Consider the following 14,198-nt stretch of genomic DNA (forward strand, 5'->3'; position numbering starts at 1 on the left):
GCCCGCGCGACGCCCCCTCACCCCATAGCGCACCTCCCGCCGCGTCACAGGGGGGGGGGGGGGGGCCGGCGCGGCCCGCACCCCCGCCGGTCAGGTGGCGGCGTGGACCTCCATCTCCCACAGCGAGTAGCCGAAGCCCGTGGCCCGCCGTACCCCTTGCATGCGCACGAAGCGCGCGCTGTTCGGCGTGTCGATCCACAGCTCGTCCACCCCGCCGTCGCCGGCGCTCACGTCGGCGACCGGCTGCCAGGTGGTGCCGTCGGCGGAGACCTCGACGCGGTAGGCGGCGGCGTGCGCGGTCTCCCAGCGCAGCACCACCTTGCCGATGTCGGTCGCCTGGGCCAGCTCCACCCGCAGCCATTCGCCGTCGGCGGCCTTGGACGACCAGCGGGTGCCGGCGTCGCCGTCCACCGCCTTGGCCGCCTCGAACGCCGTGCCGCTCTCGACGCTGGAGGCGGTGACGGGCCTGCCGAGCGCCAGGTTGGCCTGCGCCACCGGCCGGTGGACGGCCACCTTCACCTCGGTCTTCACCTCGCCGAAGCGCACCGTCACCGTCTCGGTACGGCCCGCCGCCCCGGCCGGCGGCGTGATCTCCAGCGGGACGGTGACCTGCCCGCCGCGGGGCACGGTGAGCCGCTTGTCCGCCGGGGCGACGGTCCAGCCGTCGGGCGCGCTCACCGCGAGCGTCCCCTCGACCGGCCTGGCCAGGCGCGACGTCAGCACGGCGGCCGCGCTCGCCTTCCCGCCCGCCGTGGCCGCCACAGCGGCGGGTGCGACCGTGAGGTCGACGGCCGGCACGTCGGCGTAGCGCGGGACGACCTCGGCGATCCGCGGCGCCGCGCTCCCCGCCGTCCAGGCCAGCCGTACGGCGTCGCCCCGCACGCCGGCGGCGTCCAGCTCGGTGTACGGCCCGGCCAGCGCGCCGATCCCCCGCCACTGGTCGTCCGTCCTGACCTGCACCTCGGCGGACCCGGTGCCGACGACGATCACCTTGTCGATCTGCCGCGTCCTGGACAGCGTCACCTGCAGGGCCTCGCCGCCGGCGGGAGCCGCCGGCGCGGTGTAGACGGTGTCGAGGTCGCCGTCGACGGTGGCCGCCAGGTTGCCCGCGGGCGCGCCGCTCGCGGTGAGCCTGGTCTCGCTCTCGTCGAGCGTGGCGACCTCGAACTCGCGGACGACCAGCCAGTTGTCCTGCCCGCCGGTCGAGCGGTAGCGGACGTATCGGGCCAGGGTGCCCTCCGGCGCCTTGGCCCTGACCTCGGCGGTGGTGCCGGTGGTCAGCTCGGTCCAGCCCACGCCGTCGAGGGAGTGCTCCAGGACGCCCGCGTGGATGTAGTCGTCCGGGCTCGAGCTCTTGCCCATCAGCACCGCGACGTCGCCGATGGTCCTGGCCGAGCCGAGGTCCACGGTCACCGCGTCGCCGGGGCCGGGCGGGGCGGTGCTCCAGTAGAAGGTGCCGAGGTCGCGGTCGGTCATGAATTCGGGCAGGTGCCCGGAGTAGACGGCGAGGGTGCTCGAGGCGATCGGGCGCCGGGCGTCGACCCCGACCCAGGCGTCGTGGGCCTTGAGGGCGTCGGTGACGAACCTGTCGATCACCCCGTCGCCGACCTTGGGGAAGGTGGTGGCGTGCGGCTGCCGTACGTCCCTGATGGCCTTGGCGTCGGCGACGAGCCTGGCGATCTCGCCGCGCAGGGCCAGCGCGCGCCCGCCGTCGTCGGCGCGGACGGCGTCGGTCAGGTCGAGGGCCTTGACCATGGCCGTCGTCCACAGCCTGGCGGCGTCGAGCCACGACTTCGCCTCCTCCAGGAAGGCGCGGTCGGCCACCCCTCGGGCGATCAGGTCGGCGGCCTTGGCGTACCGCTCGGCGAGCGCGCGCAGCCCCTCGCCCTTGGCGATCGCGGCGGCCAGGACGGGCGCCTGCCTGGCGTGCAGCGTGCCGTCGAAGGTGTTGAGGTCGGCGAAGTCACGCAGCGCCTGGACGGTCGCCTGGTCGCCGCCGGCCACCTCGGACAGCGCGCGCAGCCACGACCGCTCGGCGTCGTAGGCGCGGTCGTTCCATCCGAAGTCGCCGAAGGAGTAGAGGGCGACCTTGCTGACGGCCGCCTGGTTCATCGGGTTGGAGATGATGCCGGTCAGGCTCTCGGACAGGCCGTTCTCGCGGCCGGTGTAGGCGGCCATCGGCAGCCGCCCGGGGATGTAGTCGTTGACCGGGTAGTTGTCCCACACCAGGATCTTGTGGCCGTACACCGCCCGCGCCGCGGCGGCCTCCCGCTTGAGTATCGCGGCCGGGACCACGCCCCAGCCTGTCCAGTGGACGATCACCTCGGGGTCGAGGTTGTCCCTGAACGCCTTCTTGTAGGGCGTGTCGGTGGCGTCGTAGTACTCGGTCGGCACGGTCTGCAGCGGCGCCACGTCGCCCTTGCCCCGCGCCCAGCCCTGCACCGTGTTGAGCAGGTCGGTCTGCGCCCAGCCCGGCCCCTTGGCGCCGTACTTCGCGCGGTCGCCCTCGCAGTTCCACCGGTTGGGGTCGATGTCGTCCAGCGCGACGTTGAACGACCTGCCGCCGAGCGCGTAGATGGCGTCGAACTTGGCCAGCAGGCTGTTCACGTCGCCGGCCGAGGTGTAGCAGATGGACAGGCCCGGCGAGATCGCGAAGGTGAAGTCGACCCGGTTCGCGCGGGCCCGCGTGATCAGCTCACCGAGCTGCGCCAGCTTGTCCTGCGGGTACGGCTCCCGCCACTTGTCGCGGTGGTAGGGGTCGTCCTTGGGCGCGTACTCGTAGGTGTTCATCCGGTGCGCGCCGAGGTGGTCGAGATGGTCCAGCCGGTCCTGGTGGGACCACGGCGTGCCGTAGAAGCCCTCGATGGAGCCCCGGTAGGCCATGGACGGCCAGTCGCGCACGACCACGCCGGGCACCCGGTCCGTACCGCGGCGCTTGCGGACGAGCTGGGCGAAGGTCAGCGCGGCGTAGTAGGTGCCGTCGGCGTCGACGCCGTCGAGCGCGATGTGCGTGCCGCCGCCCGCGCCCTTGCCCGTCGCCAGCACGTACCCCTCGGCGGGAAGCCCTTCGGGGCCCTTCACCCCCAGCCGGTCGCTGCCGCCGCCCACCCAGAGCGTGACGGGCGTCTTCGGGTCCGCGCCGTCGGTCGTCTCGATCCGTCTGACCCCCGCCGCCTGTAGCGCCTTCCTGACGACGGTCTCGGCCTGCGGGTCACTTCTGCTGGTACGGACCAGCCCCACGACGGGGGTGAGGGGGAAGTCGTCCCCGCCGGCTGTGACCTCCTGCGGAGTGGGGTAGAGCCGGTCGGCGAGATCGACGGGAGCTGCCTGGGCAGGCATGACGGTAAGGAGAGAAGAGGCGGCTAGGGCTGTCACAAGGGTAATCAGAACGGGACGTTTGGGGGGCACGCGTCCTCCTTTGAGCACTCCACCCCACAAGGGTGCAGCTTTGGACACATAAGATCACCCGCCCGCATCCCGGTCAATACCGGTACGGACCACCTTGAGAAGACGGTGGCTGGACATTGACTACACGCATGTGTAGCCTTTTACATGAGCGAGTAGTGACCTATACACATGGATAGGAATGGATGAGCGTGACCACCACCGGACCCGACCCCGAGGACCTCACCGCGCGCGCCCGCATCAGGGACGCCGCGATGCAGCACTTCGCCGAGCACGGGTTCGAACGGGCCACGATCAGAGGCATCGCCGAGACCGCCGGCGTGTCGTCAGGCCTGGTGCGCCACCACTTCGGCTCCAAGCAGGCGCTGCGTGAGGCCTGCGACGCGTACCTGACCAAGATGATCCGCAGGCTGAACGACGAGGTCAGATCGGGCTACGCGCTCGACAGGTCCAACCCCGTCGCCACCGCCAACACCGCGATGGGCCCCTACCAGCGCTACCTGGCCCGCGCGCTGGTGGAAGGATCGGCCGAGGTCGTCTTCGACGAGATGGTCGAGCTCAGCGAGCAGTGGCTGGCCGACGCCGACGCGAGGCGTCCCGACGTCCCCGACGTCGACAGGAAGGTCAGGGCCACCATCGGCACCGCCATGGCGCTGGCCGTCGCGGTCCTGCGCAAGCACGTCTCCAGGGGCATGGGCGTCGACCTGTCCACCCCCGAGGGCGACCTGCTGCTGGCCCGGGCCCTCATCGACCTCTACTCGCACCCCATGCTCAGCCTGGAGGAAGCCGCCGAGGCCAGAGCGGCGCTCGACCGGCTCCAGCCCGAGCGGACCACGACAGAGCGCGGAGCTCCCCAGAAAACGCTCCGCCAACACGAGGAGCATCACCATGACTGACGCCGTCTCGGTGGCGGGATTGGTCAAGACGTTCGGCTCCACCACGGCACTGGACGGCCTGGACCTCGCCGTACGCACCGGAGAGGTCCACGGCTTCCTGGGGCCCAACGGTGCCGGCAAGAGCACCACGATCCGGATCCTGCTGGGCCTGATGCGCGCCGACGCGGGGACCGCCCGCCTGCTCGGCGGCGACCCGTGGGCCGACGCCACGGCGCTGCACCGCAGGCTGGCCTACGTGCCCGGCGACGTCACGCTGTGGCCCAACCTCTCGGGCGGGGAGGTGATCGACCTGCTCGGCCGGCTGCGCGGCGGGCTGGACCCGCGCCGCCGCGCCGACCTGCTGGAGCGCTTCGACCTCGACCCCCGCAAGAAGGGGCGCGCCTACTCCAAGGGCAACCGGCAGAAGGTGGCGCTCGTGGCGGCCTTCGCCTCCGACGTCGACCTGCTCATCCTCGACGAGCCGACCTCCGGCCTGGACCCGCTGATGGAAGAGGTCTTCCGCGAGACCGTGAGGGAGGAGGTACGGCGCGGCGGCAGGACCGTGCTGCTGTCGAGCCACATCCTGTCCGAGGTCGAGGCGCTGTGCGACAGGGTCACCATCATCCGCGACGGCCGTACCGTCGAGACCGGCACGCTCTCCGAGCTGCGGCACCTGACCCGCACCACCATCCAGGCCGAGCTCGACGGCCCGCCGCACGGGCTGGCCGGCCTGCCGGGCGTCCACGACGTGCGCGCCGACGACGGCAGGATCCGCTTCGACGTCGACTCCGCCGCGCTCGGCCCGGCGCTGAGCCGCCTTTCCGCGGCCGGGGTGCGCAGCCTCGTCAGCCACCCGCCCACGCTGGAGGAGCTGTTCCTTCGGCACTACGACCGGGCCGCGGCGGGCAACGGAAAGCACTCGGGGGCGGCCCGATGACCGCCCTGACCGGTACGGCGCTGACCGGTACAGGGCGGTTGATCCGCCTCGCGGTGCGCCGCGACCGGTGGCTGCTGCCGCTGTGGGTGCTGTTCCCCTGCATGGTCCCACCGGTGTTCGTGGCCGCCTTCAACGGCGCCTACCCCACCGCGCAGGCCCGCCATGAGTACATGGAGACGAGCCTGCACAACACCGCCTTCACCGTGGCGTACGGCCCGCTGCACGGCTCCACCCTCGGCGAGATGGTCACCTGGCGCTCCGGCTTCGTCCCCGTCATGATCGGCCTCGTCGCCCTCCTGACCGTCGTCAGGCACACCAGGACCGAGGAGGAGGCCGGCAGACTCGAGCTGATCGGCTCGACCGCCGTCTCCCGGCACGCGACCATCGCCGCCGCTCTCCTCATGACCTGCGGGGCCTGCCTGGTCCTGGGCGCGGTCTCGGCGCTGGCCATGATCGGCCAGGGCCTGCCCGCGTCGGGATCGCTCGCCTACGGCTTCGAGCTGGCCACCGCCGGATGGGTGTTCGCCGCGATCGGCGCGGTGGCCGCCCAGCTCAGCGCGGGCGCGGGCACCGCCCGGGGCATCGCCGTCGTCGTCCTGGCCGTCGCCTTCCTGCTGCGCGGGATCGGCGACGTCAGCGGGCTGTCCGGCGGCCGGCTGGGCTGGCTGTCCTGGCTGTCGCCGATCGGCTGGGCGCACCGGCTGCAGCCCTTCCACGGCGAGCGCTGGTGGATCATCGCGCTCGCCGTGGGCGCCACCGTCGCGCTCACCGCGGCGGCCGTCGCCCTGTCCGGACGGCGAGACCTCGGCAACGGGCTGCTCGCGGCCAGGGTCGGCCCCGCCGTCGCCCCGCCGGGACTGCGTTCGCCCCTGGGGCTGGCCTGGCGGCTGCACCGCGGATCGCTGGCCGGCAGGACCGCGGGCCTGGCAGTGGTCGGTCTCGGCCTCGGCGGCATCGCCGAGAGCATCGGCGAGCTCATGAACAACGGCTCCCCCGCCGCACGCGAGGTCCTGGCCCGGCTGGGCGGCCCTGGCACGGTCGTCGACCAGTACCTGGTCGGCATGATGACCATGTTCGCCGTGATCAACGCCGGGTTCGCGATCCAGACCGCGCTGCGGCTCAGGGCGGAGGAGAGCGGCGGGCGCGCCGAACCCCTGCTCGCCGCGCCCGTCGACCGGCTGCGGTGGGCGGGCGGCCACCTCGTCTTCGTCCTGCTCGGCCCGGTGCTGGGGCTGGCCGCCTTCGGGGCGGCCGCCGGCTTCGCGCACGGGCTCAACACCGGCGATCTCGGCCGCGACCTGCCTCGGATCCTGGCCGCCGCGCTCGTCCAGCTGCCCGCGGTGTGGCTGTTCGCGGGGCTGGGGTTCGCGCTGTTCGGCCTGTGGCCCCGCCTGGCGGCGGGCGCGTTCGCGGTGCTGCTCGCCAGCCTGCTGCTCGGCTGGCTGGGCGGCGAACTGCAGCTGAGCCGGTGGGTGCTGGACCTGTCGGTGTTCAACCACATCCCGCAGCTTCCCGGAGGGGAGTTCGCGGTGCCGCCGCTCGCCGTCCTGACGGTCATGGCCGCGGCGCTCGTGCTGCTCGGCCTCCTCGGCCTGCGCCGTCGCGACATCCCGGCCGGCTGAGGCCTCCTCCGTCACGTATCCGCCAAGTCTGGGAAGGAATGACATGTCAGGACCTTCGTCCCCCGAGCCGGCGCCGATGCCGGTCACCCGCGCCGCCGGCTGTCCCTTCGACCCGCCGAAGGAACTCGCCGGGCTGCGCCAGGACCATCCGATCAGCCCCATGACCTACCCCGACGGCCACGTCGGCTGGCTGGTCACCAGCCACGCCCTGGTGCGGGCCGTCCTGGCCGACCCCCGTTTCAGCCACCGGTCCGACCTCATCCACAACCCGCTGGCCGGCACCCGAGGGGGCCCGGCGCAACCCGCGCCGCCCGGGATCTTCACCTCGATGGACCCGCCCGAGCACACCCGCTACCGGCACCTGCTGACCGGCCAGTTCACCGTCCGCCGGATGCGCAGGCTGACCGGGCGGATCGAGGAGATCACCACCGAGCACCTCGACGCCATGGAGCGGCAGGGCCCGCCGGCCGAGCTGATGGAGGCGTTCGCGCTGCCCATCCCCGGCCTGGTCATCTGCGAGCTGCTCGGCGTGCCGACGGCGGCCCGTGCCGGTTTCCAGAGCGACATGTCCAAGCTGATGAGCCTGGAGGTCCCTACCGAGGAGAAGATCGCCACCTTCGGCGCGGTCCAGTCCTTCATGGCGGAGCTGGTGCGCGCCAAGCGCGCCGAGCCCACCGACGACCTGCTCGGCGACCTGATCAGCGGCACCGACCTGACCGACGAGGAGCTGACCAACATCGGCGGCGTGCTGATGGGCGCCGGATTCGAGACCACCGCGAACATGCTGGCGCTCGGCGCCTACGCACTCATGGACCACCCCGACCAGCTCGCCGCCCTGCGCGCGGACCCCGACCTCGCCGACAAGGCCGTCGAGGAGCTCCTGCGCTACCTGAGCATCGTCCCCGGCACTGTCAGGGCCGCCCTCGAGGACGTCGAGATCGGCGGGCAACTCGTCAAGGCGGGGCAGTCGGTCACGGTCTCCATCCCCGCCGCCAACCGCGATCCCGCGCACTTCGCCGACCCCGACACGCTCGACCTGGGCCGGGCCACCGCCGGTCACGTGGCCTTCGGCCACGGCATCCACCAGTGTCTCGGCCAGCAGCTGGCCAGGGTCGAGATGCGGGTCGGCCTGCCCGCGCTGTTCGCCAGGTTCCCGACGCTGCGGCTCGCCGTACCGCCGGAGGAGGTGCCGCTGCGCACCGACATGATGATCTACGGCGTGCACCGGCTCCCCGTGACCTGGGACGAGGAGTAGCCCATGCGGATCGACGTGGACAGGGAGCGCTGCTGCGGAGCGGGCATGTGCGCGCTCACCGTCGAGACGGTGTTCGACCAGAGCGAGGACGACGGCCGGGTGATCCTGCTCGAACCGGTGCCGCCGCCGGAACACGAGGCCGCCGTCCGCAGGGCGGCGACCCTCTGCCCGTCGGGGGCGATCACGCTCACCCCGGCCGGACAGCCCGCTCGGGCGGCGGACCCGGGCTAGGCGCGCGACAGGACGCGGTCGCTGACGAAGCAGAGCATGCCGTACTCCGTGGCCCGCCGGTGGGCGAAGTCGGCCAGCTCGTCGGTGTCGGCGTAGTCCAGCGCGTACAGGTCGAGGTCGTGCTCCAGGAGCCGTTCGGCCACCGCGGCGTGCACCTCCAGCACGTCGTCGGGCCACGGCGCGTAGGAGTGCTCGTCGACCCAGCGCGCGGAGAACGACTCGAACAGGATGCCGTCGACCAGCTCGGCCATCCGGGGAAGCAGCCCGAAGCCCCGGTTGGCCAGCAGGTAGTCGGGCCCTGCCTCCTCCCTGATCGCCGCGATGAGGGCGAGCAGGTGCGGCAGGTCCTCGGGGTAGGTCTGCTCCAGGTTGAGCGTGTCGAGGAACAGCCCGGTGAAGCCGGTCGCGATCGCCGCCTTGGCCTGGTCGACCACGTGGGCGACCCAGCCGGGATCGCCCACGTGGACGAACGCGCCGCCCCAGTCCGGGTTGCGCTCGGGCCGCTGCCACGGCGCGGGCGGCCCGACGTCCTCCGACAGCGACAGGTAGCCGAGCGTGTGCACGCCCTGGCGCTTCAGCACGTCGAGCTGCGCCGCGCCGTAGAAGCCGGCCTGCAGGACGACCTTGTCGTAGCCGGCGAGCCGGTCGAGCCGGCCGTCGCCGTAGTAGAAGCAGATGGGTTTCACGGGCGCTCCTTCTCAGCGGTAGTGCCAGACGTCCCCGAGGCCACGCGACATGAGGGCCAGCAGGGCGGACAGGAACAGCAGGCAGGCCGCGAGGAACAGCAGCACGTCGGCGAGCACGTTCCCGGGCAGCAACAGGCCCAGGCCGGGGTGCAGCAGCAGCGCGGCGCCCTGGGCCAGGCAGAGTTCGGTCAGCCTGCCCTGGTTGGCCAGCAGGAAGGCCACGAAGTAGGCGCCGCCGAGCAGCACGTGCGCCGCGGCCATCACCACGACCGGCGGGCTCACCTGCGTGAAGGCCACCGGCACCGCGGTGAGGACGGCCAGCGCCGCCAGGCACCCGCCGAGCCCGCGCGCCAGCAGCCGGTGCCCCTGGGCGGTGAACTCGGCCGGGTAGCAGACCTGCCTGATCACGCGGCGCACCGCCCACTCGAACCGATGGGCCCGCCACTCCAGCACGCCCATCCCCAGCACGAGGCCCGCCCCGGTGATCGCCAGGTCGGGCCTGGCCACGACGTAGGCGGCCTCGGCCTGGAGCAGGAAGGCGGCGGTCAGCCCGCTGTAGAGGGCCGCGACGCCGAGCTCCCCGTCGAGGCGCGGCCGGCCGTCCGCCCGCGACGGCCTGGTCAGCAGGACCGCGGCGCACGCGACGGCCCCGATCGACACCGCGCCCAGCGCCACCGCCATCAGCGCCACCGGCGGGTGACCCACGGCCACGTAGAGGACCCCCGCTCCCGTGGCGGGCAGCATGAGGACGGCCAGCAGGCCCTCGCGGCGGTGGAACAGCAGGATCCCCGAGCCGATCTGGAACGTCAGCTGCGCGACGGCCACCAGGACGATCGCGGCGGGCCCGTCCCACAGCGTCGCCGTACCGCCCGCGAGGACCACGCCGGCGGCCAGCCCCCAGCGCAGCGTCCTGGCGGCCGAGCCCGGCGAGCCGCGCCCGGTCAGCCCGTAGGCCATCCGCGACAGCACCGAGCCGAGCACCCAGCCGATCCCGGTCGTGACGACCAGTCCGGGCATCAGCCAGCGGACGCCGACCAGCGCGCTCACCGCAGGCAGCAGGGCGGCGGGCATCGCGTAGAGCGGACCGTGCACGAGAGACCGCCACGCCGCGACGGGGAAGGCGGGCGCCGCGGGCTCGGGCTCGTCCCTGCTCAGCCGGGCGTACACGGCCTCGGCCAGCGCGAAGACATCCGGATGGCCGTAGCGCTCCCGCGCCACCTTGTCGTTGAGGCCCTCCGACTCCAGCGCGGCGGCCACCTGCAGAGGCTCCACCGCCTGGGAGAGGCGGGGGCGCAGATGCTCGACCAGCTCGTCGAGCGGCGCAATGATGATCTTCATGCCACGACTTCCCGGTAGACGCCCCGGTAGTCGGCCAGCGACTGCCGCAGCGTGAACCTGTCCATGACGCGCAGCCGGGCCAGCGCGCCGAGCCTGCGCCTGAGCGGCCCGTCGGTCAGCAGCGTGAGCGCCGCCCCGGCCACGGCCAGGTGGTCGCGCGGCGCGACGACGAGGCCCGCGTCCGCCACCGCCTCGGCCACCCCGCCCACGTTCGTGCACACCACCGGCCTGCCGCAGGCCATCGCCTCCACCACGGTGTAGGGGAAACCCTCGGAGATGCTGGTCAGCGCCACCACGTGGCCGGCGTGGTAGGCCTCAAGCGGCAGCGTGACCCGGCCCTCGAAGACGACCGACGCCTCCAGGCCGAGCTCCTCGACCAGCGACACGCAGCCGGCGTGGTACGACTCGTTGCCCTCCGGCACCCCGCCGAAGATCCGTAAGCGCGCCTCGGGCAGCTTGTCGCGGACGACGGCGAAGGCGCGGATCAGCGTGTGGATGTCCTTGAGCGGGTCGATCCGGCCCATGAACACCAGCGTGGGCCGGTCGGGCTCGCCCGCGGCGACGGGGAAGTCGGCGGGGTCGACGCCGTTGTACATCACCCTGATCCGCTCGTGGTCGGCGCCGCCCCTGAGCTGCCAGCGCTTGTTGTAGGAGGAGTGCGGGGCGATCCGGTCGGCGATCGCGTACGACGCGCCGGCCAGGCGCCTGAAGAAGCTCAGCAGCAGCACCCGCACCGCGTGCGAGGCGGGCTCCGTGAGGTACTGCAGGTACCGCTCCCGCAGGTACACGCCGTGCTCGGACAGCACGATCGGCGTGCCGTACCGCCACTTGGCGGCCATCGCGACGAGCATCGACAGCCCGTTCATCGCCACGTGCGTCAGGTCGGAGCGGGCGGGCGGCTCGGTGAGCGGGCGGAGCATGTGGCCGAGCAGGTGGGCCGCGGTGATGGCGTCGGCCAGGTTGATGCCGTCCATGCGGTGGCCGTACCAGCGGTCCATCAGCAGGGTGAGCGCCCGCGAGCCGGTCAGCGCGCCGAGCAGGTCCTCGCAGCCGGACAGCTCGCGCAGGACCGCGAGGAACGCCCGGCTGCCCTCCCCCATCACCGCGGGGGTGAGGATGAGCCGCAGGAACTCCTCGTACGCCGGGGGCACCGGCGCGGGCCGCCTGGCCTGCGGGCGCCACAGCGGCACCGCGGTCACCTTGTCCAGATTGCTCGGCCTGTCCCACATCGGACGTTCCGCCCCGTCCACGGTGAGCGTCACGACGTCCCAGCGGTAGTCCGGCATGCCGCGGATGAGCTGGTCCATCCAGACGCTCACACCCCCCATGGCGAACGGGTAGGTGCCCTCGGAGACGAGCGTCACCCTCACGGGCGCACGCTCGCGGGAACCGTCACCGGCGCGCCCGGCGTGAGCGTGATCCGCGCGATCCTGTCGGTCCCGTACGGCGTGGCGTTCGCGCCGGCGTTGGTCGCGAACACCGCTCCCGCCGCGGAGGAGGTGAAGGTGACCGTCGCCGCCTGCCTGTCGAACACGGCGTCCACCTGCTGGAGCGCGGCGAAGTGGGCGGTGCGCGCCTCGACGTGGCCGGCCAGCTCGGCCCAGGTCGGGGTGAGCACGGGCACCTTGTAGTAGCCCCTGTACTTCGTCATCACCGCGTTGAGCCAGTCGAAGACGAGGTTGGGCGTGCCTCTCAGGTTGCCCTGGTGGAAGGTGTGCGTGTAGACCGAGCCGGACATGACGTGCTGAAGCGCGACGTCGCTCTCATGTCCCACGATCTGGGTGTAGGTCTGGTTCGTCGGCCAGTAGGGGAACCTGCCGTTAGGGCCGTAGTAGGAGTTGTAGAACACGGTCTGCTCGGCGGGGGTCGTCACGTGGTAGGCCACGTTGGTCGGCCAGTCCGGCACGACCAGCAGCGACGGCTCGAGCGGGTGGCGGGTCCCGCAGTTGAAGCAGGCCGGCCGGTGACTGGCGAACGACATGTTGCCGTGCAGGTACTTCACGCCCGCCGCCTTGGCCGCCTGGAGCAGGGCGGGGTTGGAGGCGGCCAGGCCGTGGTCGGTGGGCGGGTCGATGTCGTTGGCCGGGTCGGGATGGTAGACGCCGAGACCGGAGTACTCACCCGTCTTCAGCACCGTCCTGTCGACGGCCAGCCCCAGCTGCTGGGCCCTGGTGAGGTTGTCGACGATCTCCTTGTAGCTGGTCTGGTAGTCGGTGGTGTTCATCTTCGGGTGGCTGAAGGTGTGGTTGATCCACGAGAACGCGCTCGCCCTGCACCTGGAGTAGCTGGTCAGCGGGTCGGGGCTGAGCAGGGTGAGGATGCACGTCTTGGGCGCGTTCGGGTTGGCGCCCTCGCCGTTGTGGGCCACGTTGAGCCGGAAGCCCGCCGCGAGCGGGTGGGCGGTGCGGAAGTTCTGTTGCTGGTTGTAGGTGCCGTCGGCGTCGTTGCGGCTGATCCTGAAGCCGGGGTCGTCGTCGACCGTCCCGTCGGTCCGCAGGTGCGAGGTGTGCGAGAACCAGTCGTCCACGTCGACGTTGAGGTAGTGGCGGCGCTCGCCCAGCATCACGCCGCGGGTCGCCCAGCGCAGCAGGCCGTAGGTGAGCAGGTCGGCCTGCGGCAGGTACTGGTTCGAGGTGAACGTCAGCGCCATCCGCTCGCGGCCGTCGGCCGAGGTGCTCCGGACCCCCACGACGTCGCTGCCGACCGTGAGGATGGGCTCGGCCTGGCAGCCCTGCCCGAGCACGGCGCGGTAGACGTAGGACTGGCTGATCGGGACCGTGCCCTTGAGATCGTCGAAGACGGCCGCGCCGGCCGGCGTGAGCGTGGCGGTCACGGGGGTCGCGCCGACCCCGCCCTCGCTGCCCGGCCGCAGGCAGTAGTCCTCGGGGAAGGCGCCGTAGGCGGTGTACAGCGAGACCTGCCTGACCTGGAAGTCGCGCTCGTAGGCCCACAGCGCGTTCCACTCGCCGGCGTCGAGCCCGCTGACGAACCCGCCGCCGTCGTCGTACAGCAGCGCGTTGTCGGTGAGCAGGACCGCGTCGTACCTGCCGGTGCCGTCCTCCCTGACCAGCGCGGGCAGCGGCTGCGACCGGCTCTCCACCACGTCGTACGGCATGCCGACCCGGTCGAGGACCGCCTTCCAGGTGGCCAGGCCGAAGTCGTCGCCGTCGACGCCGACGACCAGCGCCCTGAGCGCGACCTTCCCGCTCGCCGCGGCCAGCGCCCTGGCGGTGCCCTCGACCTCGATGGCGCTCGTGGGCGCCTTGGGAAGCGGGCGCGCCTTGCCCGGCCGGGGGCGGTCGACGTCGGCACGAAGGGGTGCGGCGTGAGCGTGCGGCTGCGGGGACACGGACGGCTGCTGCGCCGGGGACGGCTGCGGAGACTGCTGCGCCGGGGACGGCTGCGGGAACTGCTGTGCCGGTGACGGCTGCGGGAACTGCTCCCCTGATGACGACTGCGGGGATGCGGACAGCTGATGTGCCCCGAACGGTTGCGGGGAAACGGACGGCTGCGGGGACGGGGTGGCGGCCGCGGGGCGGGGTGCGGTGGTCGAGGAGGTGAGGTGGGCAAGGTGGGCGGGGCGGGATGCCGGGCGTGGTGCGGGGTGGTGTGCGGGGTGGTGTGCGGGGTGGGATGCGGGGTGGGATGCGGGGTGGGATGCGGGGTGGGATGCGGGGTGGGATGCGGGGTGGGATGCGGCGGTCGACGGGGTGGGCAGGGCGGCGACGAGGCCGACCGCGACCGGCACTAACCAGGCCTTTTTCATGACATTCCCTCTCTTTGTGGGTTTAAAGCCCGCGAGGCCGGTGACTTCTCGCTTGAGTGTGGGTTCAGCGGATTTCTCTTCGG

10 protein-coding genes are annotated in these 14,198 nt (G+C 72.5%); 5 read left to right on the forward strand and 5 right to left on the reverse strand.

Annotated features, from left to right (window positions below):
* Nucleotides 1–90: 90 nt before the first annotated feature.
* The gene (locus ACWEVS_RS18885; RefSeq protein ID WP_452552565.1) at nt 91–3,339 is read right to left on the reverse strand and encodes a beta-N-acetylglucosaminidase domain-containing protein; all 3,249 of its coding nucleotides are present in this window, start codon (nt 3,337–3,339) and stop codon (nt 91–93) included.
* A 251-nt stretch (nt 3,340–3,590) separates the two neighbouring features.
* Between ACWEVS_RS18885 and ACWEVS_RS18890 the strand changes: the two genes are divergently transcribed.
* Genes ACWEVS_RS18890 through ACWEVS_RS18910 form a run of 5 tightly spaced genes read left to right on the forward strand, consistent with a single transcriptional unit; the run spans nt 3,591 to nt 8,325 of the window.
* A complete protein-coding gene (locus ACWEVS_RS18890) occupies nt 3,591–4,301 on the forward strand; it encodes a TetR/AcrR family transcriptional regulator (RefSeq protein ID WP_452552567.1) in 711 nt (236 codons plus the stop codon).
* Nucleotides 4,294–5,217 carry an ABC transporter ATP-binding protein gene (locus ACWEVS_RS18895; protein ID WP_452412539.1) on the forward strand — a complete coding sequence of 308 codons (924 nt, stop codon included), beginning with the start codon at nt 4,294–4,296 and terminating at the stop codon, nt 5,215–5,217. Before ACWEVS_RS18890 ends, ACWEVS_RS18895 begins: the two co-directional genes overlap by 8 nt.
* Entirely contained in the window at nt 5,214–6,839 is a 1,626-nt protein-coding gene (locus ACWEVS_RS18900; RefSeq protein ID WP_452552569.1) for an ABC transporter permease, read from the forward strand. The genes ACWEVS_RS18895 and ACWEVS_RS18900 overlap by 4 nt, the downstream gene beginning before the upstream one ends.
* A gap of 43 nt (nt 6,840–6,882) precedes the next feature.
* A complete protein-coding gene (locus ACWEVS_RS18905) occupies nt 6,883–8,094 on the forward strand; it encodes a cytochrome P450 (protein WP_452552571.1) in 1,212 nt (403 codons plus the stop codon).
* Between the two features lie 3 nt (nt 8,095–8,097).
* On the forward strand, nt 8,098–8,325 hold the full coding sequence (locus ACWEVS_RS18910) for a ferredoxin (RefSeq protein WP_452552572.1): 228 nt from the start codon (nt 8,098–8,100) through the stop codon (nt 8,323–8,325).
* On the opposite strand, the gene ACWEVS_RS18915 is transcribed toward ACWEVS_RS18910, so the two are convergent.
* From ACWEVS_RS18915 to ACWEVS_RS18930, 4 genes are read right to left on the reverse strand one after another with little or no spacing between them, the layout of a single operon-like run.
* Nucleotides 8,322–9,011: a hypothetical protein gene (locus tag ACWEVS_RS18915; RefSeq protein ID WP_452552574.1), complete on the reverse strand. Its 690-nt coding sequence runs from the start codon at nt 9,009–9,011 to the stop codon at nt 8,322–8,324. The two genes, ACWEVS_RS18910 and ACWEVS_RS18915, sit on opposite strands and share 4 nt — an antisense overlap.
* A gap of 12 nt (nt 9,012–9,023) precedes the next feature.
* A complete protein-coding gene (locus ACWEVS_RS18920; RefSeq protein WP_449929413.1) occupies nt 9,024–10,349 on the reverse strand; it encodes a hypothetical protein in 1,326 nt (441 codons plus the stop codon).
* Nucleotides 10,346–11,719, reverse strand: a complete 1,374-nt coding sequence (pelF, locus tag ACWEVS_RS18925; protein ID WP_449929411.1) for a GT4 family glycosyltransferase PelF — start codon at nt 11,717–11,719, stop codon at nt 10,346–10,348. The genes ACWEVS_RS18920 and pelF overlap by 4 nt, the downstream gene beginning before the upstream one ends.
* Complete coding sequence (locus tag ACWEVS_RS18930) at nt 11,716–13,698, reverse strand: Agd3-related carbohydrate deacetylase (protein ID WP_452552576.1); 1,983 nt, start codon at nt 13,696–13,698, stop codon at nt 11,716–11,718. The genes pelF and ACWEVS_RS18930 overlap by 4 nt, the downstream gene beginning before the upstream one ends.
* Between the last annotated feature and the right edge of the window lie 500 nt (nt 13,699–14,198).

Source organism: Nonomuraea sp. NPDC003754 (assembly GCF_053605785.1).